The sequence below is a fragment of the Shewanella olleyana genome (assembly GCF_023283825.1).
GTDB classification, from domain to species: domain Bacteria; phylum Pseudomonadota; class Gammaproteobacteria; order Enterobacterales; family Shewanellaceae; genus Shewanella; species Shewanella olleyana.
In genome coordinates this window covers 200435-226607 of record NZ_JAKILD010000002.1, presented here as the reverse complement: position 1 = coordinate 226607, position 26173 = coordinate 200435, and the positions used below count along the sequence as shown (strand labels likewise).

The following is a 26173-nucleotide window of genomic DNA, read 5'->3' as shown; positions in this document are numbered from 1 at the left end:
ACAGTTTAAACATTTGGTAAATATTGACGTCAAAAAATAGATATTCTCTAAACATCCAGCCTTTGTTAAGACTACAAAATAGGTTTTATCTGATTTAGCTAACATTTTATCTAATGGATATAGAAAATTTTTAGTTAATTGCTTTAGCCCTTGATTGGGATTATTAATGCCACTTAATAAATAGTTATCTTGTAATAAAAGACATCATCACTTCAAAACAACGAGGGATTACACTCTTGATCCAATTTTTTAGATTTTAGACATAAAAAAGCCCCGACATTGGTTGAGGCTTATTTATAATGGTACCCGAGGCCAGACTCGAACTAGCACGCCCTACTTTACAACAACGAGGGGTTCCACTCTTGATCCAATTTTTTAGATTTTAGACATAAAAAAGCCCCGACATTTGTCGAGGCTTATTTATAATGGTACCCGAGGCCAGACTTGAACTGGCACGCCTATTAAGCGAGGGATTTTAAATCCCTTGTGTCTACCGATTCCACCACTCGGGCAAAAGTGTTGTTTTAACCGCTAACTCGTTCGTTAGCAACTAAACAAAATTTGTGGAGGCGCGACCCGGAGTCGAACCGAGGTCGACGGATTTGCAATCCGCAGCATAGCCATTCTGCCATCGCGCCGTTGTTTGATTGGAGCGACATATCGGGTTCGAACCGATGACCTATACCTTGGCAAGGTATCGCTCTACCAACTGAGCTAATGTCGCATATCAAACAATGCACTTGATAAAATTGATTAATCAATTTGTCTCTAAGTGCGGAATGGAATTCTACCGTTTTACGCAAATGTGTCAATGCAGAATTACACTATTTTAAGCCATTTATAACTGTTTGATGTTTAAATCTACTTATTGAGTAAATATTGTCTATTAAAGAATGACAGGCAAAAAAAAGCACTTCATATAGAAGTGCATTTTAAACTTATAATGTTTACTTAATTACGCTTCAGGTAAAGATAGCGTAGTTAGACCTAACATTTTTTGCATAACACCTACAACTTGGCAGCTATAACCAAATTCATTGTCATACCATACATATAGGATTGCACGTTTTCCGTCAGCGATGGTTGCTTGAGAGTCAACAACACCAGCGTAACGTGAACCGACTAAATCGCTTGATACGATTTCAGTTGAGTCAGTGTAATCAACTTGGTTTTTCAGTTCAGAAGTTAATGCAATATCTTTAAGATATTCATTTAATTCATCACGATTTGTTTCACCATTTAGATTTACACTGATAATAGCCATTGAAACGTTAGGCGTAGGGACGCGAATCGCATTACCTGTTAATTTACCTTCCATTACAGGTAGAGCTTTAGCAACAGCTTTAGCGGCACCAGTCTCTGTAATAACCATATTTAATGGAGCACTACGGCCACGACGGTCTGCACTGTGGTAATTATCAATTAAGTTTTGATCGTTAGTGTATGAATGAATAGTCTCAACGTGACCATTTTCAATACCATACTTATCATTTACCGCTTTAAGGACAGGTGTAATAGCATTGGTTGTACAGCTAGCAGCTGAAACAATCATATCTTCAGGTAAGATATCATTTTCATTTACGCCGTAAACTACGTTTTTAATCGCGCCTTTAGCAGGCGCTGTTAAAAGTACTTTACTTGCGCCTTTGCTCTTAAGGTGAAGACCTAAGCCATCTTCATCTTTCCAAATACCAGTATTATCTACAACAAGCGCATTATTAATGCCGTACTGCGTGTAATCAACTTGATCAGGTGAATTTGCGTAAATAATTTGAATGTAGGTACCATTAGCAATGATCGCGTTATTTTCTTCGTCAACTTCAACAGAACCATTGAATGGTCCGTGAACTGAATCGCGACGTAATAAGCTAGCACGCTTCTCTAGATCACCTTTTTTACCACCACGCAGAACAATAGCACGTAAACAAAGCTTATTACTCTTACCTGTCTTTTCTATCATTAGACGCGCTAATAAACGACCGATTCGTCCAAAGCCATAAAGAACAACATCTTTCGACTCAACGTCATCACCAAAGTTTAAGCCTTGTTCCAGCTCTTTAGTCATGTAAGCTTGAATTTGTGATGCATCAGCATTATCACGCCAGTAATTAATGGCTAACTTGCCAATGTCCACTTTACAGTGCTTTACTGATAACTTGCTTAATGCTTCGACGAATGGAAAGCTTTCACGTAGGCGTAATTTTTCGCCAATGTGACGACGAACTAGTCGATGAGCTTTAATAATTTCAATTGTAGATGCGTTTAAAAGTGGTTTACCATAAACTAAGACTTCAACGCCTTGATTACGGTACAGTTTACCTAGTAAAGGCTGCATAGCCTCAGCCATTTCGAAACGTTCTTGCCAACTTTGTAGGTGTTTATCAGCGCTCATTAAAAAGATCCTTTATCTCATATTTCAGCATTAGTGTGCAGAAAGAATTGAGTAACAAAAAGAAAAGACCAATAATCGTTATTTGGTAGGGTTTACCCCTTTTGGTCGGCGACATTGTAATGAAATTTGCACTTTTTCGCCAGTAAGAAATTTTTAGTAAACGTGTAATTTTATTAGAGAAATTCCTGTTTTGGAGCCTGTTTTGAACAAAAGTTTAGTAATAATTACATCATTTTCATTATTTGCTGCTATATTCGCCTTATTTGGTTGTGATGTTGGCCGAAATAGTGGCAGCATTTGTAAAAAAAATCCTGAACTTTGTGCCGATTTACACAAAGATAGTTGGTGTTTAGTAGAAAAAGGCGACTTAATTCGAAGCCGCTACCAATTAAAAATCACAGAAACCCCGTCGGGAAAGCAACTTTATGACCAATTAATTAAACTTGAGTCATACAGTAAGTGCATCGAATTGGCTGCAGGTATTAAACATATAATTAATACACATCGTACTGAGGACAGAGAACGTGCTTACGCTGTAAGTACTCAAAACTTAGCTCAATTACAAGAGTACACAAAAGATAACCCCGATATTTACCTTGCCTATTATCGTTGGACGAAATTTAATGACTTCCCTTCTCGCGATATTGTCATTAAAGCCGAACAAGCCGGTGAGCTCTCTGAAACTTTTATGATCGCACAAGTTGCCTCTCATTATATTAAGACTGATTTAGCTAGAGCCAAGTTGCTGTATTTGCATTTACTTTCTCATGTTAAGGCGAGCAATATAGATTCAGATTGGCTGCTTGCACTCGCAACCGTTTATAGAAGAGAGCAAAATACAGAAAATGAGTATTTGTTGACTAAGGCTAATACGCTAATGAGTGACAACACTGCTTCAGAAGAAAAGTTATTAGCGTTAATAGCCAATAATAATGAACTAGCAAAGCAACTTAATATTGATGCGGCGGAACTGGTGAAGCAACTTAACGCAGGTAAGTTTGATACAAGTGAAATTAAATTAAGATTTGAATAAACAAAGGCACGCTTGTTGGCTACACTAAAATGCAATTAATTAACAAGCATCAGTGTATTGCACTTTCAAAAAAGTCGTTTAGAAGTGCTGATTGTCGACTTTTGTAAATTAAATACAGATATTTTGGGATTTATTGCCGTTTTGAGGCTTTTTTACTTGACGAAAATCGTTAATTTGGTAATTTTACTACCATATGATTTACGTAACAGATTTATAATCACTTGAGGGATATGCAATGACTATCCGTGTAGCAATTAACGGCTATGGCCGTATCGGTAGAAATGTTTTACGTGCGCTTTATGAAAGCGAAAAGGATTACCCAATTGAAATCGTAGCTTTAAACGATTTGGGTGATGCTTCAATCAATGCTCACCTTACCAAATATGATTCAGTACATGGTCGTTTTAACGCTAAAGTTGACCATGACGATGAAGCAATCTACGTTAATGGCGATAAAATCTTAACTTTCCAAGAAAGAGATCCTTCTAAATTACCTTGGGCAGAATTAAACGTTGATGTGGTTTATGAATGTACTGGTATTTTCACTTCTAAAGAAGCTGTTCAACCACATTTAGCAGCTGGCGCAAAGAAAGTAATCATTTCTGCACCAGGTAAGAATGTCGATGCGACTGTTGTTTATGGCGTAAACAACGAAGTGTTAAAGAGTGACATGACAGTGATTTCAAATGCTTCATGTACTACTAACTGTTTGGCTCCTATTGCAAAACCGCTAAACGACGCTGTAGGTATTGAATCTGGTTTAATGACAACTATTCATGCTTACACCAATGACCAACGCCTATCAGATGTTTACCACACTGATTTGCGTCGTGCTCGTGCTGCTGCAATGTCAATGATCCCAACACAGACAGGTGCAGCTGCTGCTGTAGGTCTTGTGGTTCCTGAGCTTCAAGGTAAATTTGACGGCTTAGCTGTTCGTGTACCTACAGTAAACGTGTCACTGGTAGATTTAACTTTCCAAGCATCTCGTGACACTACTGTTGAAGAAATCAACCAGATTGTCGCTGACGCAGCAAAAACTTCACCTTTAAATGAAGCGCTTGCCATTAATGTTGAGCCTTTAGTCTCTATCGACTTCAACCATAATGCATTCTCTTCTAATTTCGATGCAACTCAAACAAGAGTTAAAGGTCGACTCGTTAAAGTTATGGCTTGGTATGATAACGAATGGGGTTTCAGTAACCGCATGTTAGATAATACTGTCGCGCTAATGACTGCTAAATAATTAGCTTAATACATTAGACGTAATCCATTAAAAAGCCCTGCAATTGCAGGGCTTTTTGTTATTCGCTGTTAACTCATTACAAGCTAACTTAAAAAGTAATAACTCAATAAACGCTATGCGTTACCCTTCACTTTCATGTTCAGTGTTTTAGCAAAATTTAGCATTCTATTGAGTGGCACTAACGCATCATCACGTAAAGCATCGTCAACAAATACTTCATGATCTGTCTTATCAGTAGCAGTTAACGACGCTTCAATAGCCTGTAATCCATTCATCGCCATCCAAGGGCAATGAGCACAGCTCTTGCACGTAGCGCCATTACCACCTGTTGGTGCTTCGATTAAGGTTTTACCTGGTGCTGCTTGCTGCATTTTATAAAAAATACCGCGGTCAGTTGCAACAATGAACGCTTGGTTATCCATTGTCTGCGCTGCTTTAATTAATTGGCTAGTAGAACCAACAGCATCAGCAAGAGCTACCACATTCGCAGGTGATTCAGGGTGCACTAAAATAGCCGCGTCTGGATGCTGTATTTTAAGTTCCCTTAGTGCTTTGGCTTTAAATTCATCATGGACAATGCAGTCGCCCTGCCACATCAACATATCTGCGCCAGTCTCTTTGGCAATGTAACTGCCTAAGTGACGATCAGGTCCCCAAATAATTTTTTTGCCTTCACTATCTAAGTGTTCAACAATCTCTAGCGCAATACTCGAAGTAACGACCCAGTCAGCTCTCGCTTTTACCGCAGCAGACGTATTCGCATAAACCACAACAGTATGATCTGGGTGTGCATCGCAGAATTCAGAAAACTTGTCGATAGGACAGCCAATGTCTAATGAACATGTTGCTTCCAATGTTGGCATTAAAACCGTTTTTTCAGGGCTTAAGATTTTTGATGTCTCACCCATAAATTTAACGCCTGCGACAATCAACTTCTTTGCAGGATGATCACGTCCAAAACGTGCCATTTCAAGAGAATCAGAAACACAACCACCCGTTTCTTCAGCAAGTGCCTGAATTTCAGGATCAGTATAATAGTGTGCAACTAAAACAGCGTCTTGGTCGATTAACAATTGTTTAATTCTTGCTTTCGCAGCAGCTTTTTCAGCGTCTGACAATAAAGCTGGTTTTGCAGGAAATGGATACTCGATAGAATCGATATTCGGTGCCGAGGTGATCATTATGGTTCCGAGAAGTTACAACGTCCGGAGATTATACAAAAAGCCTTAACAAAATTAAAGGACGCATTCGCGTCCTTTATTGTGTTGAATATTAACCAGCTAGTATTAACGCATTGCTAGTAACATTTCTTGTGGTTGTTCTAAGTATTGCTTCCAAAGATTACAGAAACGAGCAATTGTCCCACCATCAATAACTCGATGATCACCAGACCAACTAACCTGCATAATCTTACGAGCTTCAACTTCACCATTCGCATTAAAGCGAGGCAATGTCTGTAACTTACCCAACGCAACGATAGCAACTTCAGGTTTGTTAATGATTGGCGTTGCAACGGTTCCACCTAAGGCACCAATATTAGAAATTGAAATTGAACCGCCTTTTAAATCAGCAGGACTGACTCGACCACTTCTAGCTGCTGTTGTTAAACGAGTAATTTCAGCAGCGACCTCTAGTATTGATTTGCTTTGAACGTCTTTTACATTCGGTACTAATAAACCAACTTTAGAATCGACGGCCATACCAATGTTATGGCTTGCTTTGTAAGTGAGTTCAGTACAATCAGAATTAACTTGACTGTTAAGTACTGGGAATTCATTGATAGCAAGCGACATGGCTTTCATAAAGAAAGGCATCATGGTTAACTTAACTTCATCAGATGAATAACGCTGTTTCATTTCAGCGCGTAATGCAACCAAATCGGTTAAATCAAACTCTTCACAGTAAGTAAAGTGTGGAATGGTTGATACTGACTCAACCATCATTTTAGCCATGACAGCTTTAACACCTTTAATTGGCTCTACTCTGTCAGCAACTGATTGACTGACCACTTGTTGAGTCGGTGAAATCACTGGCTCTGAGGCTGTTGTCTCTGCTGAAGATGGTTTAGATACAGAGTTACCGTTTACAAAGTTTTCTACATCTTCTTTATAAACTCGGCCACTCTTACCACTGCCAGGTACATTGGCAATATTGATATCTAAGCTTCGAGCTAAACGACGAACCGCAGGGCTTGCTAACGCTTTGCCTTGCGCCACTGGTTCGTTTGTATTTACAACATCTGCAGAAATGGTTTCAACAGTTGCTTGTTGTGGTTCAGCAGCTTGGTTTGATGATTCAACTTCAATTGCAAACAAAGGTTCATGAACTTTGGCTAACTGCCCTTTTCGGTAATGCAGTTTAACAATTTTACCATTTTTGATTGCAGGAATTTGTACCAGTGCTTTATCAGTCATCACATCAGCGATTGGCTGATCCTCTGACACCATTTCACCTTCTTCTACTAGCCATTCAACCAGTTCACATTCAACAATACCTTCGCCAATATCAGGTAATAAAAATTCTTCTATGGCATTACTCACTGCTGAAGTTTCATGAGCTGTTGGTGAAGAAGCGTTAACTTCTTCAGCTATAACAGTAGTTTCTGTGTCAGATATGTTGTCTGTATTGCTTGCAACGGTAGCATCAAGTTCAACGGCATATAGTGGTTCGTGAACCTTAGCAATTTCACCTTTTGCATAGTAAAGTTTAGTGATAACACCAGCATGAGGTGCTGGAATTTGAACTAACGCTTTGTCAGTCATTACATCAGCGATGGGTTGATCTTCAACAACCACATCCCCTTCTTTAACCATCCAATCAACGAGTTCGCATTCAACTACGCCTTCGCCAATATCAGGCAAAATAAAATCTTTAATCATATCTTGCTCCTAGAAATTGACAGAAGCTTTGATTGCTTCATAAGTTTTCAGTTCGTCTGGCATATATTCTTTCTCAAGAATAAGCGGATATGGCGTATCTAAACCACAAACGCGACTTATAGGCGATTCGAGATGTAGGAAACATTCCTCTTGGATTGTTGCTGCAATCTCACCTGCAAAACCACCCGTTAATGGTGCTTCGTGGTTAATTAACAAGCGACCTGTTTTCTTAACTGATGTTGCAACAGTCTCGATATCCCAAGGTGATAAAGTTCTTAAATCTATTATTTCACAAGAAATGCCATCTATTTCAGCCATTGATGCTGCTTTTTCGAGGATTTCCATTTGAGCTCCCCAACCCAGTAGCGTGATATCACTACCGGTTTTAACCACATCTGCGTTACCTATTTCAATTTCGAAATCACCTGCAGGCACTTCGCCTACTGATGCACGATAAAGTCTTTTAGGTTCAAAGAAAATAACAGGGTTTGGATCACGAATTGAAGCAAGCAATAAGCCTTTAGCTTGTTCTGGATTGCGAGGAATAACGACCTTCAATCCAGGGGTTTGCGTGAAATAAGCCTCTGGAGATTGTGAATGATAGTGTCCACCGGCAATACCACCGCCATAAGGGGTTCTGAAAGTTAACCCTCCTACATTGAACTGATTACCACTGCGGTATCTGAATTTTGCGGTTTCATTAACGATTTGGTCGAAGGCAGGAAAAATATAATCAGCAAATTGAATTTCTGCAACAGCAGTCATTCCGTTCGATGCTAAACCATTTGCGAAACCTGCAATACCTTGTTCAGTTAAAGGGGTATTGAAACAACGATCACGGCCAAACTTTTCTTGTAAGCCTGAAGTTGCACGGAAAACGCCACCAAAATGACCAACATCTTCGCCAAATACCACCATTCTTTCATCAGCAGTCATGGCAATCGCTAATGCATCATTGATGGCGTGTAACATATTCATTTCAGCCACAATTAAATTCTCCCTGCGCTTTTAGGATAAGACTTTGGATATTTTTTGATATGTTGTTTTAGCTCTGCAAGCTGTTTTTCTAAAACAGGTGTAGGCTTATCCAATACGTCCGTAATGAGTCCATCTATATGTGGCAATGGTACTTTTTCAGCAACTTTTACTGCATTCAGTACTTCTTCACGATATTTTTCATATTGTGCGGCATCGTCAGCTTCATTTAACCAATCTTTATTGATCATCCACAGCTTGAAGCGCTTAACAGGATCATGCTGCTCCCACTTAGCCTCTTCTTCTTTAGAACGATACCCTGAAGGATCATCTGAAGATGAATGTGCACCTAAACGATAGGTCATCGCTTCAATTAATACAGGTGCGTTATACTCAAGGGCGTGAGCACGAGCTTGCTGTGTTGCAGCAAGTACTGCAAGCATGTCATTGCCATCTACGCGGATGGTATGCATTCCGTAACCTACTCCGCGACTTGCAATACCATTACCAGCAAACTGCTCTTCAGTTGGTGTTGAAATGGCATAACCATTATTGCGGCAAAAGAAAATGGTAGGAGACTTTAATACTGCAGCCATATTTAAGCCAGCATGAAAGTCCCCTTCAGAAGCGGCACCTTCACCAAAGTAGCAAATGGCAACGTTACGTTTACCTTGCAGCTTAAACGCATGAGCTACGCCAGTCGCCTGTGGAATTTGGGTTGCAAGTGGAGAAGAAATCGTTTGGTAATTAAGTTCATTACTACCGTAATGAATTGGCATTTGACGGCCCTTACCTAAATCTTTTTCATTACTGAACATTTGATTCATAAATTGTTCAGTAGTGAAACCACGATAACGCAGTGATGCATGCTCACGATACTGAGCTAAAATAACGTCACCATCATCAAGTGCAGCAGTACTGCCAATGATTGAAGCTTCTTCACCAGTACACGTCATATAAAAACTAATACGACCTTGTCTTTGCGCACTTAACATACGCTCATCAAGTACTCGGGTAAAAACACAAGTGTCGTGAATGCGTTCAGCTAACGCTTTATCAATAACTGGCATGACTGCATTTTCATATGTAGTGCCATCAGCCTGAAGAAGTTTTAAAATAGGAATGTGCAATGAAGCTTTGTCTAAGAAGCTGACACGATGCACTGTTTCATTATTCAGTGGTGCGTTGCTCATATTGTGCTCTTATTATGTGAGGCCTTATAAAATAAAGCTAAATTTATACTATGCGAACAAACATTACGTTAACGTAAACTAGCGATCAACTAATGTTCATTCCATCTGATGAATAACCTTTCAATAATTTTGTATATTTAGGTTTACAAATTACTGTATATCTTCGTTAGGCGCAGGTATAAGACATAATACCGTGCGCTGGCCAACAGGTACATTTTCATTTGGAAAAACGATAGCTTCATACGGATATTCAATTTTAATTTCTGTTCCACCTTCGGTAGCAAGTGTTTCACCTTGACTAAAGCCAGTGAAATTAACTGTGGATTTTGGAAACGAAAAAGTAAAATCATCGAAATTTTTATTCACTGAACGTGACACTTTATACAAGTTAAGCTTTTCCGCATCAAATGAAGAAACACTGATTTGTTGCTCAGTGATTAATTGATTAAGCATTTTTCGAGTGTTCGCAAACTTTTTTAACTCGTTTTGGCCAAATGGCATCACTTTGCCAAGCTCAACAGTAAATGCATCAGCTTTAAATTGCTCTGAAGAATAATAGCTAAATGTAGTTGTCGGTTCGTGATGAAATAAAATTGTATCGACATCACAACCAGCCAAAAACATAATTTGTTCAGCACTAAAGGTGCGGCCAGGCCTATAAGGATAGATGGCAAACTTCTCATGTTTTGAGGGTTTAATCGCGGTATGAAGATCGTAATGAATACGTTGTGACTGTTCATTATCGAGGAAAAAGTCTGCAACAAATAATTCTAATGCTTTAGCACGAACTCTTTCCTTATTACAAAGCCCCTCACCTTTTGAATGAGCACCACTGAATAATCGATTCATATTTTCTTCGACAAATCGTGTTTCAGTTAAAATTGAATCAGGATTACCGATTAAGAATAAGACCCGATGTGCGGTTTGAATTTTCTCTTCTAGTAAACCTTGAATGAGCTCATTACAAATTTCAATCGGTGCTGTTTCATTACCGTGTACCGCACAAGACAATACAATATCTTTCGTTGAACCAGTTTCGGGCGTAAAACTAATCACACCGTTATCTAATATTTTAACTGTTGTTTGGTTAGATAGAGTGAAACTCTGAGGGGTAACTTCTTTATCGATATTAGCTAAAGTAAATGCTAAAAAATCTTTTTCTTCAATTAATTGTTGAAACACGAAGACTCCTTGAAAGACGGCTAAACTGAAATGGTTTCAATCACATTTGTTGATTCTAACACAACTGAGGGAAGCTAACGTTAAGAGACAATTACCATAGTGTAAAACTTTACTTGCATTCTGGTTCAGATTAAATATAATTTTAGCCATCTAGACTTCTTTATGGTTGTAAGTATGACATTAGCGACATTTGGTGCAGGCTGTTTTTGGGGCGTTGAGTATTTTTTTAAGCAAGTTGACGGTGTTGTTAACGCTAAATGCGGCTATATGGGCGGAAAAGACCAGTTTCAAACTTATGAAGAAGTTAAAACTGGTACCACAGGTCATGCTGAAGTTGTTCAAGTTGAATTTGATGAATCTATTGTGTCTTACGAAGAGTTATTGGCGGTATTTTGGCAAAACCACAATCCAACGACACTTAATAAACAAGGTGGAGATATTGGTAATCAATACCGTAGCGCTATTTTTTTTCATGATAAACACCAAAAAGACACAGCCGTTCGTTCAAAGTTAGATTTAGCAAAAAGCGGCAAATGGGGAATTAAACATATTGTGACTGAAATAGTGCCAATACAGCAATTTCATCCGGCAGAAGAATATCATCAAAATTATTTAGAAAAGAATGAATTACCAAGCTGTCATATCAGTTATTAAGTAATAAATTTTAAGGAGGCGCTTATTTATAGTGCCTCAATCAATCAAATGGTGCTTTTTCTGTACAAAACCGATTAATACAATCTATATCTTAGACTCTTCTGCGCTTTACCCCACTCTATAAATTCCCTACAATCCATGCAAATTGCTTAAGGCATGAATACGGAGAAATACACAAATGAGTCAAGCTCGTCATATTAACCTACTTATTTTAGGTTCAGGTCCTGCTGGTTATACTGCTGCGGTTTATGCTGCTCGTGCTAATTTAAAACCTGTCATGATCACGGGTATGCAACAAGGTGGTCAGCTTACTACGACTACTGAAGTCGAGAACTGGCCAGGTGATGCTGAAGGACTAACAGGTCCTGCTTTAATGGAAAGAATGCAACAGCATGCAGAAAAATTCGATACTGAAATTATTTTTGATCACATCAATGAAGTCGATTTCAGTGAGCGCCCTTATAAATTGAAAGGTGATAATGGCGAATTTACTTGTGATGCATTAATCATTGCAACTGGTGCTTCAGCTAAATATTTAGGTTTGCCTTCAGAAGAAGCCTTCATGGGCCGCGGCGTATCAGCTTGTGCAACTTGTGACGGTTTCTTTTACCGTAACCAGAAAGTTGCTGTTGTTGGTGGTGGTAATACAGCTGTAGAAGAAGCACTTTATTTAAGTAACATTGCTTCAGAAGTCCATTTGATCCATCGCCGTGATACTTTCCGCTCAGAAAAGATTTTAATTAATCGTTTAATGGATAAAGTGGCTAATGGCAATATTATCCTACACCTAGACCAAACACTCGATGAAGTAACTGGTGACAATATGGGTGTGACTGGTTTGAATATGAAGAGCACTAAAGACGATTCTATTTCGTCTCTTGAAGTTGCTGGTGTATTCATTGCAATTGGTCATAGCCCAAACACTGGCATTTTTGATGGCCAGCTTGATATGAACTATGGATACATTACTGTAAACAGTGGCCTACAAGGCAACGCGACACAAACAAGTGTCGAAGGTATTTATGCTTGTGGTGATGTAATGGACCAGCACTATCGTCAAGCGATTACTTCTGCTGGCTCTGGTTGTATGGCGGCATTAGATGCTGAGCGTTTCTTGGATGCTCAATAATCTTTTATTAAAAGCCTAACCACATTAAAGCCAGCATTAGCTGGCTTTTTTAATCAGATATTTTTAGAAAGAATAGATATAAACATATAGGTGTAAAAAAGATAGCAAAACTATTTAACTTTTCTATTTGTAACATCCAAAGAATACAAAACAACATCAAACGCTTCATTTTCATCATGATATTGCTGGGTTTCAATGTAAGTCATACCAAGCTTTTTCATAACTTTAATCGATGCTGTATTTAATGGATCGGCTATTGCTGAAAACTTTGAAATACTATCTTGTTGCTGACTTATATGATTAATTAATGCCAAAGCACTTTCAGTTGCAATTCCATTCCCCCAAGTTGCTTGTTTAAAGCGCCAACCAATTTCTAAATCATCTAATTTTGGTTTGTCACTAAAGAACCCCATAGGCCTGATTAAAATCCAGCCTAAGAAAACATCATTTAAATCAAATACCTTCCACTGGCCCCAACACTTCTCTTGATTTAGATATTTTGCTAAGCGAGGAATTGAAACATCTTCTATCTCTTGTCTTGATGGTGCTTCTCCACCATTAATATATTGCATGACTGCAGGGTCTTGATCTAATTCAAATAATAAATCTGCATCATCAAGTGTCATGAGTGATATTTTTAATCGCTGGGTAACAATGAGAGTCATAAGTTTATTCCATTAAATGACAGGATAGATAAAAGTATCTGAAGTTTTAACTCTTATAAATTATAGGCATAAAAAAAGGAACCCGAAGGCTCCTTTTTTAAAGCAATACAGCTAATTACTTAGCTAAAGCTTCTTTTGCTTTTTCAACTAAAGTTGTAAATACAACTTTGTCGAATACAGCGATGTCAGCCAAAATCTTACGATCGATTTCGATTGATGCTTTTTTAAGGCCATTAATGAAACGGCTATAAGAAAGACCATTTTGACGAGAAGCCGCATTGATACGTGCAATCCAAAGTTGACGGAATTGACGTTTCTTCTGACGACGGTCACGGTAAGCATATTGACCAGCTTTAGTTACTGCTTGAACAGCAACGCGGTAAGTACGAGAGCGAGCTCCGTAATAACCTTTGGCTAATTTAAGTACTTTCTTGTGACGAGCACGAGCGGTTACACCACGCTTAACTCTAGGCATTGTTCATATCTCCTTTAATTAAGCGTATGGTAGTTGACGTGCGATTGCTGGCACATCAGACTTTGCAACTAAACATTTAGCACGTAAGTGACGTTTACGCTTAGTGCTCTTCTTTGTCAAAATATGACGTAAGTGTGCTTGTTTACGCTTGAAACCATTAGCGGTTTTTCTGAAGCGCTTTTGAACACCCTTATCTGTTTTCATTTTAGGCATTGCTAAAACTCCGCATTGGGACATTAATAAAACGTAAGGCGAGCAAAACCCTCAAAAGGACTTTGCTACTTTTTAGTGGGTTGCCCTACTATTTCTTTTTAGGTGCGAGGACCATAACTGCTTGTCGACCTTCCATTTTCGGGAAAGATTCAACAACAGCATATGTTTCCAAATCTGCTTTGATACGGTTCAAAAGATCCATACCAAGACTTTGGTGTGCCATTTCGCGACCACGGAAACGCAGCGTAATTTTCGCTTTGTCCCCATCTTCAAGAAAACGAATCAGGTTGCGTAGTTTTACCTGATAGTCGTTTTCATCAGTGCCAGGACGGAATTTTATTTCCTTCAGCTGGACCTGTTTCTGCTTCTTTTTTTGTTCTTTTTGAGCTTTCGCTTTATCAAAAAGGAACTTACCGTAGTCCATTATGCGACAGACAGGTGGTTCAGCATTAGGACTGATTTCAACTAGGTCTACACCTGCTTCATCAGCTAATTCTTGAGCCTGTGAAATACTAACGATTCCAACTGCCTCACCATTGATATCCGATAAACGAACTTCTGGTACGCCAGTGATTTCATCGTTAATACGATTAGGGGCTGGCTGTCGCCCTGCTGCTCTCTTGATCTTTATGACCTATTCCTCCAACAATAATAGACTACGGCTAGAAATTTGTTCTTGTATCTTGGCAGCGAAATCATTGATTTTCATCTTGCCTAAATCGATACCGTCACGTGTTCTTACCGCAACTTCCTTATTTTCCATTTCTTGATCGCCTACGACCAATAAATAAGGTACACGCTTTAACGTATGTTCACGTATTTTAAAGCCTATTTTCTCATTCCTCAAGTCTTTAGATGCACGAATGCCACTTTCTTTGAAAGTTTTAACAATTTCGTCAACATAATCAGACTGTTTATCTGTAATATTCATAACAATTACTTGCTGTGGAGCAAGCCATGTTGGGAATTTACCTGCGTATTCTTCAATTAGAATACCTAAGAAACGTTCAAGAGACCCTAAAATAGCTCTGTGGATCATAACTGGCGTTTGACGCGTGTTGTCTTCGGCAACGTAAGTTGCACCAAGACGTGATGGTAATGCGTAATCTAATTGCACAGTACCACACTGCCATGCACGGTCTAAACAGTCATGAAGTGTAAATTCGATTTTAGGACCGTAGAAGGCACCTTCACCTGGTAAAATCTCGAATTCGATATCATTAGCAACAAGTGCTTGCTTCAGTGCTTCTTCTGCTCTATCCCACATGTCGTCATCACCAATACGTTTTTCAGGACGTGTTGATAATTTTACGACGATGTTGTCGAAACCAAAAGTACCATAAGTATCATATACCATTTGGATACATTCACTTACTTGCTCTTGTACTTGTCCATCGGTACAAAATACATGTGCATCATCTTGAGTAAAGCCACGTACGCGCATTAACCCATGTAGTGAACCTGATGGCTCATTACGATGACAACAACCGAATTCAGCCATTTTTAATGGTAAATCACGGTATGACTTCAAACCTTGATTAAAGATTTGGACGTGTCCAGGACAGTTCATTGGCTTAATGGCATATTCGCGGTTTTCACTGTTTGTAGTGAACATCGCATCAGAATACTTATCCCAGTGACCTGAACGTTCCCATAAGTTACGATCCATCATTAATGGACCTTTCACTTCTTGGTAGGTGTATTGACCTAACTTTTGACGAATAAACTTTTCAAGCTCTAAATACAAACTCCAACCGTCGTTATGCCAGAATACCATTCCAGGTGCTTCTTCTTGCATATGGTAAAGATCTAATTGCTTACCAATTTTACGATGATCACGTTTAGCCGCTTCTTCAAGACGGTTTAAATGTACTTTTAATGCTTTTTTATCAGCCCATGCTGTGCCGTATACACGCTGCAGCATTTTGTTGTCTGAATTACCACGCCAATATGCACCAGCAACACTCATTAATTTAAAGTGCTGACAGAACTTCATGTTTGGAACGTGTGGGCCACGACACATATCAACATATTCTTCATGATGATATAAAGCCGGCGTCGCATCTTTACTGATGTTTTCATCTAAGATTGCGATTTTGTATTCTTCACCGCGTGCTTCAAAAGTATCGCGGGCTTCTTGCCAAGAAACGACGTTCTTAACAACGTTGTAATTGGTTTTTGCAAGCGCACTCATGCGCTTCTCAAGAGCATCGATATCTTCTTGAGTCAATTTATGATCTAAATCGATGTCATAGTAAAAACCATTATCGATAACAGGACCAATAGCCATTTTTGTTTCAGGCCACATTTGCTTAATCGCATGACCTAATAAATGTGCACAAGAATGGCGAAGGATTTCAACACCCTCTTCATCTTTAGCCGTAATGATTGAAAGATCTGAATCTGTGGTGATTAAGTCACAAGCATCAACTAATTCGCCATTAACGCGACCAGCAATACAAGCTTTAGCTAAACCAGGACCGATGTCAGCAGCGACATCGTAAGTAGAAACAGAATCTGCAAACTCGCGTTTGCTGCCATCAGGCAATGTAATAATTGGCATTTAATTTCCTTATCCAGTGGTGACCCACACGTAGGGTCACTTGGTAATAAATAATAAATAAAAGAAATGCCACCGAACTACAGACATTACAGGAGTCTGAGTTAGTAGTGGCATGAAATTGCATTGTATGTGAAAAGCGCTTTTGCAAGCAAGCGATGTGCATGGCTAAATCCTATTTAACTGCACATTATTTAAAGAATTAAGCTATTGATTTCAGTAAATCAGTTTTGTCCCTGTTTGATTGACATCAAATAACAAATTCAGATGTTAGTTGATATTAATAAGAGTCAACTATAATGATTATGGTAAGGGATAAAACTAATGGTTTGTGGCTTAATTGATAGCTATTAATAAGGAGTTGAATATGAATTTAGTAAGCCGGGTAATTAGTTGCCCACACTGTGGGCATAATCAACATGTTCACATTGATACAAGCTTAGGCGATCAAGAATATTATGATGACTGTCGAATTTGCTGTAATTCGATTCATATGAGGCTTCATGTCGATGACTCGAATAAAACGATTCAATTATTCATTGATTCTGATAACGAGCAATTGTATTAACTGCTCGTTATGAAAGTAGCCTTTAAACTAAGTTACTATTATCGAGTGCTTTTTTAGCTAATATACGTTCAACAGTATCGACGATAACTTGAGTTTGACTGTCTATTTCAATATTAATTTTATCGCCAACATTACAATCACTTAAGTTGGTCAACTTTAGAGTTTCTGGAATAAGGTGTAACTTGAATGTATTCTCGTCGAGTTTGCCAACAGTTAAACTGCAACCATTAACGCCTACAAACCCCTTATAAAAGATATAGTCCATCCATTTGGGAGGAATACTCAAGGTCAAATTGAAATGAGTATCAGTTTCACTCACTTCTTCAATCGTTGCCATAGCATGAACATGGCCAGATAAAATGTGACCACCAATTTCTTTTTCGAAGGTTAATGAACGTTCAATGTTCACTTTGTTACCTGGCTCAACAAAATTTAAGTTTGTTACTTGTAACGTCTCTTCCATTACATCGAAATAAACTCTATCATTCTCCAGTTTAGTAACAGTTAAACATACGCCATTATTTGCAACACTCGCACCGGTTTCTAAACCTTGTTGCAGCTCTTCTGGAATTTTGACTTCAAACGTTTTTAAACCGCTTTGCTCTATAATCGACACCACATCACATGTGGCTTGAACGATACCAGTAAACATATTTTCACTCGTTAGTTAAAAGGTTTTCTAATGAATCACACAGGCTTTCAAGCCAAAAAATTAATTCAACTGGCATTGCCAGTATTAATTGCACAAGTAACCCAAACCATGATGGGCTTTATCGATACAGTCATGGCTGGCAGAGTCAGTGCTCTTGATATGGCAGCTGTGGCTATCGGTACCAGTTTATGGTTACCTGCCTTACTTTTTGTACAAGGCCTTATTCTCGCATTTACACCAGTATTTGCCCACCATCACGGTGCTAATAACCCGAAAGCAATACAACCGCTAATGTCGCAAGCATTCTATATTGCCATAATAGGTACGGTCGGTGTTTTGCTGTTCCTCTCATTTGCGAACACAATTTTCAAAATGATGGAACTGGATCCTGAATTAGCTAATTTAAGTGCGGGATATCTAAACGGATTTATGTGGGGCGTTCCTGCTTTTATTCTATATCAAATATTACGTGGATGTGCAGAAGGTATTTCTTATACGTTACCTACTATGGTGATTGGTTTTGTAGGTCTAGCAGTAAACATTCCTGCAAACTATATCTTCATTTATGGACACTTTGGTATGCCAGCTATGGGCGGCGCAGGTTGTGGTGTTGCTACGGCACTTGTTTTTTGGGCAATGTTGATTGCCATGATGATCTATATGCAGTTCCACAAGAAATTTGATGAAATAGCACCGTTTAGTCGTTTAAACAAACCTAACTGGAAAACAATCTGGCAAATGACTAAACATGGTATGCCGATAGCAATGGCATTATTTTTTGAAGTGAGTCTATTCGCTGTTATTGCGCTATTACTCGCCCCCCTTGGCGCGACGGTTGTTGCTGGACACCAAATAGCACTAAACTTCTCATCTATTGTGTTTATGTTGCCATTATCTATTGGTATCGCTGTATCAATTCGAGTGGGATATTACTTAGGACAAGACAAATTAGAGATAAGCAATTTAGTGACAAAAATAGGCTTATCTATTGCTTTTTCTTTAGCGGTATTGACCGCTGTTATCACAGTACTTTTCAAAACCCAAATTGCTTTACTGTATAACAACAACCCTGAGGTTGTAGCTTTAGCAGGTAGCTTAATGTTCTTAGCTGCACTGTATCAGTTATCTGATTCAATTCAGGTAGTCGCTGCAGGCGCATTACGTGGCTACAAAGATACCCAAAGTGCATTTTATATCACTCTAATCTCGTATTGGGCTATAGGTATGACTTTAGGCTATATATTAGCAAGAACTGACATCATCGTTCCTGCAATGGGAGCTCATGGTTTTTGGATTGGTTTAATCGCTGGTTTAACGAGTGCTGCAGTGTTGTTTGCAATAAGGCTTCGCTATATCCAAACTTCTGGAAAGTTAAAAGCTGCGATATCTGATAGTCATTGATGTTTTGGTTACTAGTATCTATATGAGTTATGGCATATAAGCTACGCATTATTAAGCTTATATGCTGTAATTAACTCCAAAATGAACAGCAAATCACCACTCAATCATTTTTTTATCATTTTTGCTTGCATCAATCACGGTATACCGTAATATATCGCTCGTTCCAAAGATTACATGAATTTGTTTTCTTTAAACGATACAACTGTAGCTCAGCTGGTTAGAGCACCACCTTGACATGGTGGGGGTCGGTGGTTCGAATCCACTCAGTTGTACCATCTCCTTTTGAGATTGAAATCTTGAAATACAACCGTAGCTCAGTTGGTTAGAGCACTACCTTGACATGGTAGGGGTCGGTGGTTCGAATCCACTCGGTTGTACCAACTTTTAGTGATAATCAATCTTAAATATAAAAACTTCATCAATATTTAAAATCTCCAACTAATCAGGCATTATATCTCTTATCAATATTATTGATATTTGACTTCATAAAATTATTTGCACCTATTGATAGTTATCGTAACATTTAGAGACTAATAGTCTTGTCGCAAATAATTTAATATTCAAAATAACTACCCTCATGATTATTATGCAGAATGAACTATTAATCTGAATGAACTATTAATATTCCCAAGACACTATTGTGTCAATTCAAATAGTATATATTGCATTTATATCGTTAAATAAGTGAAACCTTTTATAGGTTATATCTATACATCTACGGATACACTTAATCTATTTTACCCACGCCCTTACCTGTCGCTGCCCAGTAGATTCCACCGAATAAGTGCTGTAAAAACAAAGGGTCTTGGTAGGTAGCTGGTAAATGTCCTAATGCAGTATAAAATGAACGTCCGCCATCAATCTCTTGATACCATGCAATGGGGTGAAAATCTCCCATACCACTTACCCTTACATCCCCCCATTGAGCTGCAGGCTTATAAGTCGACTCATCAACCGTTAAAATATACTTCAAGTTTTCAGAAAGAGGCTCACTGAAATGATAATATTCATCGGTCCATAAAAAGGAGCTTGGTAGAAGTGAACTTCCTGGAAAGTCGGCTTGGACAACATTTATTTTAGCGGTTTGAATTGCAGGATGAATTACAAACATTCTCCCCACTAGTTGCGTATACCATGGCCATTGATACTCAGTATCAGAGGCAGAATGCACCCCGACAAAACCTTTACCAGATTGAATAAACAGCTTCATCGCCTTTTGCTGCTCATCATTAAGTACATCACCCGTAGTATTTAAGAAAATAATGGCATCAAATCGGTCTAAATTTTTACTATTAAACTGTTTAGCATCTTCATGCCATTCATAATCAAAGTGATGCTTTTCAGCTAACACCTTCACGGCATTCACTCCCTCTAAAATGCTTTGGTGATGCCACCCTGCTGTTTTAGTAAATAACAGTACTTTAAATTGCTTGGCTGATAGTACGGGGCTACTTAAAAGCGCCATGCAAAAACCAATAACCAACAAAAAATGACGAGACCAAATCATACTACCCCCCACCCTAAATAATGATGTTAATCTATATTTTTTAATGACTTAAAGTAACCCGACTTTTAACTGCTTATCTGCAAAATCAACCGCTCTAGCTGTCATTGCCATAAAAGTAATAGAAGGATTAACACAAGAAGTTGATGAAAATGCAGCGCCATCAGTCACAAACAAATTGGCAACTTCATGACATTGATTCCATTTATTAAGATATGAGGTTTTTGCATCTGCCCCCATACAACATCCGCCCATTTCATGAATTGCCCCTCCTGGCGGTGCATATCCTTCAAATCCTTTAATATCTTCAAGACCCGCAGCGGTTAATATTTCAACCGCCGTTGCAGTCATATCATCTACCATGTTTATTTCATTTTGCTGGTATGTCACATCTGTTACCAATAAAGGTAAGCCCCATTGGTCAGTTTTAGTCGGATGCAAAATCACACGATTTTCATAGCGCGGCAACACTTCACCAAAGCCCCACATGCTAAAGTACCAATTACCCGGCTGGCCGACTTTCGCTTTAAAGTCTGCACCTATCCCTTGGCCATTTTTAGCCCATTGCCAACCACTTCTATTTGCACCACCTTGAAAACCATAGCCTCGAATAAAAGGTTTTTGGGGCTGATTTGTATTTGACGATGTAGTAGGCGACGTGGGCTCAAGATTACGAAAACGTGGTATATATACTCCTCCAGGTCGCCGCCCTTTATAGTAATCATCTAAATACCCGGGCATTTTTCCACTAGCTCCACCACCGCCACAGTGATCCATAATGTATCGGCCTAAAATATCATGTCGATTACCAATACCATTTGGGTAGATTGTTGAAGTTGAATTTAACAGGATTTGAACCGTACCCAATGTTGATGCACACATAAACACCACTTTGGCACCAATGGTATGAGACTCACCAGTTTTATTATTTACGTAACGTACACCAGCAGCTTTTTGGCGTTGCTCATCATATAAAACAGCTTGTACTTGAGCATTTGCAATTAATGTCAAATTGCCCGTCTTTTTAGCGGAAGGCAAAGCTGCAGAGTTAGAGGAATAATAACCGCCAAAAGAACAACCTCTAGGGCACTCACTTCTGGCTTGGCACTGAACTCTGCCTAAGTCGGTATGAACCTTATTAGCTTGGGTTAAATTGGCCATTCGAGCAGGAATAAACTTGCGTTCGGGAAAGGCTCGCTCGACTTTAGCCTTCATTTCACGTTCGACAATATTCAACGGTTGCGGCGGTAAAAATTGTCCATCTGGCAATTGCGGTAGGTTTTCATAACTACCTGAAATCCCGACGTAAGGTTCAATATAGTCATACCAAGGAGCTATATCTTGATATCGTATAGGCCAATCTACACCATAACCATCTTGCTGATTTGCTTTAAAGTCTTGTTCGCACCAACGGTAACTTTGTCTACCCCAAATTAATGATTTACCTCCCACAGTAGCGCTTCGATACCAAATAAATGGTTGTTTTTGGATGTAAGGGTTTTCAAGGTCATTAATTAAATGGTGCTTAGTAAAGTCACTATAGATGTATATATTTTTCTGAATGTGCTGTTGTAATTTAAACTCTTGTAACACTTCCCCCCGAAAAGGCATTTGCCAAGGTGCTAATCCTTCCGTTTTATATTGACCGTGTTCAATAGGGTCGCCACGGTCCAATACCAAAGTTTTATAACCTTTCTCACAAAACTCTTTTGCCGCAATTCCCCCAGACATTCCTGAGCCGACAACGATAACATCATAATCCATTAATTTTTCCTGATTTTTTGTCTGCAGTTAAAACCAAACGCCACCAACTTGATCTAACTTTATTTCTTGATATGGCCCGGGAATAGGATCAAAGTTTAACGCCTGAGTCGCGCCAACTTTTGACGTGTAATAACCAATCACAATCAGTTGTTTTAGCTTGCTATAGAATGTGCTTTGCTCAGTACCCTGATACATCTCACGATCAATTTTTTGGACTAATTCAACTTGTCGACTGCTCGAAAGTTGCAACAAACGGTCACTAATTAAATGGTCCATTTGAGCAACAAAAACCTTGCGCTCTTTTGTAGTCATAAAATGATGTACGTAATAGTCTACATATAAGTGAGTTTCAGCTTGGCTAGCACTGGGAGTGTCTGTTTGTGGAATGATGATATCGGCAATGAGTTTGATGCATTCAAGTTGTGTTTCAGTAAAGTGACCCTTTGAGGCGTTATTATTTATCTGAGATGTGATTGCATCTGCCATGCTCTCGACTGACACAACACTACAACCTAAAACAACAGAAAGGTTGATTAAAAATTGACGTCTATTCATACCAGTACCATCCATGAAACACAGATAAGAATTCAGAAACGGTTATCAACTATCTGACAGCAATTCTTATAACCTAGTGAAATTATAATGTGATAATACCTTAACGCTAACATTGTTTATTGTCTACAATTTATTAGTTGGGCTTTATTCTGTAATTATCGAGGTAATTTGATGGGCTGTTTTAGTAAGTGATTCAAGCAAGTCATCCGCGCTATTATCGCCATTGGATTGAATTTCAAACGTGGACATACTTAACGCAGCAATCACTTTTGCATTCGGATTGCCAATAAGTACGGAATAATCTTTTACCCCAGTCAATAAACTATTCTGCTGCACAATAAATCCAGATTGTCTTATAGCTTCTAACTCTGTGGTTAAATGACATCGTTCAGGCGCCCCCAAACGACTAAATGTCGAATCATGCTCTATTAACATTGTTTGTACCTCTTCATTACTATTTGCTAATAGCAATTTTCCCGCTGTCGATTGGCTTAGGCTAAACATTGCACCTTCAGTAATGCTCAAATGCATGGCACTAGTGCTTCTAGCATAAACAATTACCATCGCTTGGCTTTGATACAGCATGCTTAAATAACACGACTGACCACTACTCACGGCGAGATCTTCCATATACGGCAACGCCGATTGTCGAACAAGATCGATGGGGACAATATTTCTAGATAGGTGATACAACTTTAGCGATAATTCATATCGACCTGTTGTGGGGTGACGTTGAACATAACCCCGCTTTTCCAATCCAACAAGCACTCTATAAATTTCATTTGGGACACGCCCAACTCCTACCGCTATCTCACTTTGACTGCAAGGCAACGCATTACCAACCAAAAACTCAAGTATATCCAACCCTTTATCTAACGCGGGCACAGCATATTTGGGGCTCGCTTTATCTTTCACTTTGGCTCCTTTTATTTAAAGATTCTTATATGAACAAAAAAAAAATTTAAACGTCAGCAAACACTAATAAACACAATGAAACAGATACTTAACTTACCTTTTAATATTCATATATAAATGTCATATTTTAATATGAATTCTAGTTGAAATTATCAGCATTACCAGCAATCATTGTCAACAATAGACATTAATCATATTCAATTAAGGACAATATCAAATGACGTTAACCGCCGAGCAAATTACACAATTTAATCAAAATGGATATTTGATTATGAAGGGTTACTATTCGCAGGAAGAAATTTTACGATTGCAGCAAGCTGCATTTAACGATGAAACATTGTATGAACGTGCCTGGGATAAAAAAGATGCACAAGGCGCAGTCAGTAAAGTATGTTTATGGCAAAAAACCGGTGACGACTTTTACAGCATGTTTTCACGCAGTCGACGTTTAGTTGATGTCTGCGAACAATTAATTGGTGAAGAGGTGTATCACACCAGTACAAAAATTATGATGAAAGAACCCTTTGTTGGCGGAGCATGGGAATGGCATCAAGACTTTGGTTACTGGCATCGCGACAACTTTATGCTCTACCCCAAAGCAATTAGTTGCATGATTGCGATTAACAAGGCTACCCCAGAAAATGGCTGCTTACAGGTGCTAAAAGGCTCACACCACTTAGGCCGTTTAGACCACAACAAAACCGGTGATCAAAAAGGCGCAGCAATGGCGTTTGTGGAAGAAGCGATGAAATATCATCCCATTATCAATGTCGAGCTTGAGCCTGGGGATGTGTTATTTTTCCACTGTAATTTACTGCATAAGTCTAACCAAAACCGTTCGTCAGAGCCTCGCTGGTCAATGATCAGTGCTTACAACGCCATCAGTAATCAATCTTTCCAAGAAAATGAAGCCATTTATTATCCATTACATCGCGTGGATGACGATGCGATTTTGAATTGGCAAGCCAGTTAGTCAATTTAACCTTTCAGCTTAATTAACCTAAACCGCTTAAAATAGTCTTTAAGCGGTTTTAGCATAAGAGAAAACCATGCCTGCTAAACACACGCTAACTCAACATGCCCTTCCCTCAAATGGACAAGACCCTCATGGCAAAATAATCGGTCAGGGTGAGTTTACATACTTAGTTGATGCCCATTGGGGCAAACTTGACCCTACAAAATATCCAGTTGAAAACTGTCATGGTTTTGCGATGGATGCCAAAGGCCGCATCTTTATGATTACCGATAATCCACGCAATAATATTTTAGTCTATAACCAGCAAGGTGAATTACTGGATGCATTCAGTAGCCAATTTCCAGGTGGACACGCGATTAAAATTGTTAAAGAAGATCAGCAAGAATTTATCTATGTCGTAGACAGTGGCTGGGTAGTGAATCGCCATTGGGATGGTAAAAGTGTCGATAAATGGGATAGCCCATATAACAAAGTCATTCCACAAAGTGGCTTTGTGGCCAAAATGACCTTAGACGGCAAGCTGATTTATACCATTGGTCACCCGCAAACTTACGGGGTTTATAAACCTGAACAACCCTTTCGCCCGACAGACATCGCCATCGCACCTAATGGCGATTTATATGTCACCGACGGTTACGGCAGTGACTTTTTACTGCATTACAACAAGCAAGGCCAGTACATTCATCATTGGGGCGGCCATGATAATGAAGATGTAAACGACAACCTGCACAATACCCACGGTATTGAAATAGACCTGCGTGACAAACATAACCCGACACTAATGGTCAGCTCTCGGTTCGAACAATGCTTAAAGGTATTCTCATTAACGGGGGAGTTCATTAAAAAAATTGATACAAACGGCGCTTATATTGGCGGGCCAGTGTTTAAAGGCAACTTATTCTACGCGCCTGTTTGCTGGTCACATGTTAATAATCATAATGCCGACAACACGGGTTTTATCAGTATTTTTGATAACAATAATACTGTAATCGCCAATTTAGGCGCAACTGCACCACAGTACCTTAATGGCCAATTACAACCCATGCAAAGCACTGAAGATGTGTTTAACCACGTACATTGTCTTTGTGTCGATGAGGATAATAACCTGTATGTTGGACAATGGAATGCCCAGCAAAGTTATCCAATGAAGCTGATAAGGCAATAATGTTAAACATGGCTTACTAAAAACACGATGATTTGAAAGCTAAATGACAGACGAAGTAGATGAGTTTGTTGATCGAC

Annotated in this window: 24 protein-coding genes and 5 tRNA genes; 10 read left to right on the top strand and 19 right to left on the bottom strand. The window is 38.9% G+C overall.

From position 1 onward, the window contains the following. Positions 1 to 426: 426 nt before the first annotated feature. The 4 genes from L2735_RS02505 to L2735_RS02490 all read right to left on the bottom strand — a co-directional run bounded on the left by L2735_RS02505 (position 427) and on the right by L2735_RS02490 (position 2392). A tRNA-Leu gene (locus L2735_RS02505) sits at positions 427 to 512 on the bottom strand. 52 nt (positions 513 to 564) lie between these two features. Further along, positions 565 to 638, bottom strand: a tRNA-Cys gene (locus L2735_RS02500). Between the two features lie 10 nt (positions 639 to 648). Then, a tRNA-Gly gene (locus L2735_RS02495) sits at positions 649 to 724 on the bottom strand. Between the two features lie 231 nt (positions 725 to 955). Further along, positions 956 to 2392 (bottom strand): glyceraldehyde-3-phosphate dehydrogenase, encoded by a 1437-nt coding sequence (locus L2735_RS02490; RefSeq protein ID WP_229368680.1) that lies wholly within the window; start codon positions 2390 to 2392, stop codon positions 956 to 958. Between the two features lie 202 nt (positions 2393 to 2594). On the opposite strand from L2735_RS02490, the gene L2735_RS02485 reads away from it, so the two are divergent. Together L2735_RS02485 and gap are read left to right on the top strand one after the other, a co-directional pair. Further along, positions 2595 to 3425: a DUF2989 domain-containing protein gene (locus tag L2735_RS02485; protein WP_248983195.1), complete on the top strand. Its 831-nt coding sequence runs from the start codon at positions 2595 to 2597 to the stop codon at positions 3423 to 3425. Between the two features lie 235 nt (positions 3426 to 3660). Beyond that, on the top strand, positions 3661 to 4671 hold the full coding sequence (gene gap, locus L2735_RS02480) for a type I glyceraldehyde-3-phosphate dehydrogenase (protein ID WP_248983194.1): 1011 nt from the start codon (positions 3661 to 3663) through the stop codon (positions 4669 to 4671). 113 nt (positions 4672 to 4784) lie between these two features. Here gap and nadA read toward each other — a convergent pair whose 3' ends face one another. From nadA to astE, 5 genes are all read right to left on the bottom strand, one after another. After that, positions 4785 to 5852: a quinolinate synthase NadA gene (gene nadA, locus L2735_RS02475; protein ID WP_248983193.1), complete on the bottom strand. Its 1068-nt coding sequence runs from the start codon at positions 5850 to 5852 to the stop codon at positions 4785 to 4787. Between the two features lie 105 nt (positions 5853 to 5957). Next, positions 5958 to 7550: a dihydrolipoyllysine-residue acetyltransferase gene (locus L2735_RS02470; protein ID WP_248983192.1), complete on the bottom strand. Its 1593-nt coding sequence runs from the start codon at positions 7548 to 7550 to the stop codon at positions 5958 to 5960. A 9-nt stretch (positions 7551 to 7559) separates the two neighbouring features. After that, positions 7560 to 8537, bottom strand: a complete 978-nt coding sequence (locus L2735_RS02465) for an alpha-ketoacid dehydrogenase subunit beta (protein ID WP_248983191.1) — start codon at positions 8535 to 8537, stop codon at positions 7560 to 7562. A gap of 2 nt (positions 8538 to 8539) precedes the next feature. Then, positions 8540 to 9718, bottom strand: coding sequence for a thiamine pyrophosphate-dependent dehydrogenase E1 component subunit alpha (locus tag L2735_RS02460; RefSeq protein ID WP_248983190.1), 1179 nt, complete (start codon positions 9716 to 9718; stop codon positions 8540 to 8542). A 150-nt stretch (positions 9719 to 9868) separates the two neighbouring features. Then, positions 9869 to 10900 (bottom strand): succinylglutamate desuccinylase, encoded by a 1032-nt coding sequence (astE, locus tag L2735_RS02455; RefSeq protein ID WP_248983189.1) that lies wholly within the window; start codon positions 10898 to 10900, stop codon positions 9869 to 9871. Positions 10901 to 11074: 174 nt separating this feature from the next. Here astE and msrA point away from each other — a divergent pair, with 174 nt between their 5' ends. Then, on the top strand, positions 11075 to 11554 hold the full coding sequence (gene msrA, locus L2735_RS02450; protein WP_248983188.1) for a peptide-methionine (S)-S-oxide reductase MsrA: 480 nt from the start codon (positions 11075 to 11077) through the stop codon (positions 11552 to 11554). 178 nt (positions 11555 to 11732) lie between these two features. Next, positions 11733 to 12683, top strand: a complete 951-nt coding sequence (trxB, locus tag L2735_RS02445; RefSeq protein ID WP_248983187.1) for a thioredoxin-disulfide reductase — start codon at positions 11733 to 11735, stop codon at positions 12681 to 12683. Positions 12684 to 12793: 110 nt separating this feature from the next. Here trxB and L2735_RS02440 read toward each other — a convergent pair whose 3' ends face one another. The 5 genes from L2735_RS02440 to thrS all read right to left on the bottom strand — a co-directional run bounded on the left by L2735_RS02440 (position 12794) and on the right by thrS (position 16599). Beyond that, a complete protein-coding gene (locus L2735_RS02440; RefSeq protein ID WP_248983186.1) occupies positions 12794 to 13348 on the bottom strand; it encodes a GNAT family N-acetyltransferase in 555 nt (184 codons plus the stop codon). Positions 13349 to 13463: 115 nt separating this feature from the next. Further along, positions 13464 to 13823: a 50S ribosomal protein L20 gene (gene rplT / locus L2735_RS02435; protein WP_012325107.1), complete on the bottom strand. Its 360-nt coding sequence runs from the start codon at positions 13821 to 13823 to the stop codon at positions 13464 to 13466. Positions 13824 to 13841: 18 nt separating this feature from the next. Next, positions 13842 to 14036: a 50S ribosomal protein L35 gene (rpmI, locus tag L2735_RS02430; RefSeq protein WP_055023949.1), complete on the bottom strand. Its 195-nt coding sequence runs from the start codon at positions 14034 to 14036 to the stop codon at positions 13842 to 13844. Between the two features lie 88 nt (positions 14037 to 14124). Continuing rightward, the gene (gene infC / locus L2735_RS02425) at positions 14125 to 14667 is read right to left on the bottom strand and encodes a translation initiation factor IF-3 (RefSeq protein ID WP_248983241.1); all 543 of its coding nucleotides are present in this window, start codon (positions 14665 to 14667) and stop codon (positions 14125 to 14127) included. Between the two features lie 3 nt (positions 14668 to 14670). Continuing rightward, positions 14671 to 16599, bottom strand: a complete 1929-nt coding sequence (thrS, locus tag L2735_RS02420) for a threonine--tRNA ligase (RefSeq protein WP_248983185.1) — start codon at positions 16597 to 16599, stop codon at positions 14671 to 14673. Positions 16600 to 16963: 364 nt separating this feature from the next. Between thrS and L2735_RS02415 the strand changes: the two genes are divergently transcribed. Continuing rightward, positions 16964 to 17164 (top strand): CPXCG motif-containing cysteine-rich protein, encoded by a 201-nt coding sequence (locus L2735_RS02415; protein WP_248983184.1) that lies wholly within the window; start codon positions 16964 to 16966, stop codon positions 17162 to 17164. Between the two features lie 22 nt (positions 17165 to 17186). Here the strand turns inward: L2735_RS02415 and L2735_RS02410 are convergent, their stop codons facing one another. Beyond that, entirely contained in the window at positions 17187 to 17816 is a 630-nt protein-coding gene (locus tag L2735_RS02410; protein ID WP_248983183.1) for a riboflavin synthase subunit alpha, read from the bottom strand. A 30-nt stretch (positions 17817 to 17846) separates the two neighbouring features. Here L2735_RS02410 and L2735_RS02405 point away from each other — a divergent pair, with 30 nt between their 5' ends. The 3 genes from L2735_RS02405 to L2735_RS02395 all read left to right on the top strand — a co-directional run bounded on the left by L2735_RS02405 (position 17847) and on the right by L2735_RS02395 (position 19597). Continuing rightward, complete coding sequence (locus tag L2735_RS02405) at positions 17847 to 19217, top strand: MATE family efflux transporter (RefSeq protein WP_248983182.1); 1371 nt, start codon at positions 17847 to 17849, stop codon at positions 19215 to 19217. Positions 19218 to 19415: 198 nt separating this feature from the next. Next, positions 19416 to 19492, top strand: a tRNA-Val gene (locus L2735_RS02400). Positions 19493 to 19520: 28 nt separating this feature from the next. Beyond that, a tRNA-Val gene (locus L2735_RS02395) sits at positions 19521 to 19597 on the top strand. Positions 19598 to 19944: 347 nt separating this feature from the next. On the opposite strand, the gene L2735_RS02390 is transcribed toward L2735_RS02395, so the two are convergent. From L2735_RS02390 to L2735_RS02375, 4 genes are all read right to left on the bottom strand, one after another. Continuing rightward, on the bottom strand, positions 19945 to 20724 hold the full coding sequence (locus L2735_RS02390; RefSeq protein ID WP_248983181.1) for a ThuA domain-containing protein: 780 nt from the start codon (positions 20722 to 20724) through the stop codon (positions 19945 to 19947). A 48-nt stretch (positions 20725 to 20772) separates the two neighbouring features. Continuing rightward, on the bottom strand, positions 20773 to 22485 hold the full coding sequence (locus L2735_RS02385; RefSeq protein ID WP_248983180.1) for a GMC oxidoreductase: 1713 nt from the start codon (positions 22483 to 22485) through the stop codon (positions 20773 to 20775). 27 nt (positions 22486 to 22512) lie between these two features. Further along, positions 22513 to 23040 (bottom strand): gluconate 2-dehydrogenase subunit 3 family protein, encoded by a 528-nt coding sequence (locus L2735_RS02380; protein WP_248983179.1) that lies wholly within the window; start codon positions 23038 to 23040, stop codon positions 22513 to 22515. 144 nt (positions 23041 to 23184) lie between these two features. After that, on the bottom strand, positions 23185 to 23955 hold the full coding sequence (locus L2735_RS02375) for an IclR family transcriptional regulator (RefSeq protein ID WP_248983178.1): 771 nt from the start codon (positions 23953 to 23955) through the stop codon (positions 23185 to 23187). 217 nt (positions 23956 to 24172) lie between these two features. Here L2735_RS02375 and L2735_RS02370 point away from each other — a divergent pair, with 217 nt between their 5' ends. Next, entirely contained in the window at positions 24173 to 24928 is a 756-nt protein-coding gene (locus L2735_RS02370; RefSeq protein ID WP_248983177.1) for a phytanoyl-CoA dioxygenase family protein, read from the top strand. Between the two features lie 76 nt (positions 24929 to 25004). Then, positions 25005 to 26096, top strand: coding sequence for an NHL repeat-containing protein (locus L2735_RS02365; protein ID WP_248983176.1), 1092 nt, complete (start codon positions 25005 to 25007; stop codon positions 26094 to 26096). Positions 26097 to 26173 lie beyond the last annotated feature (77 nt).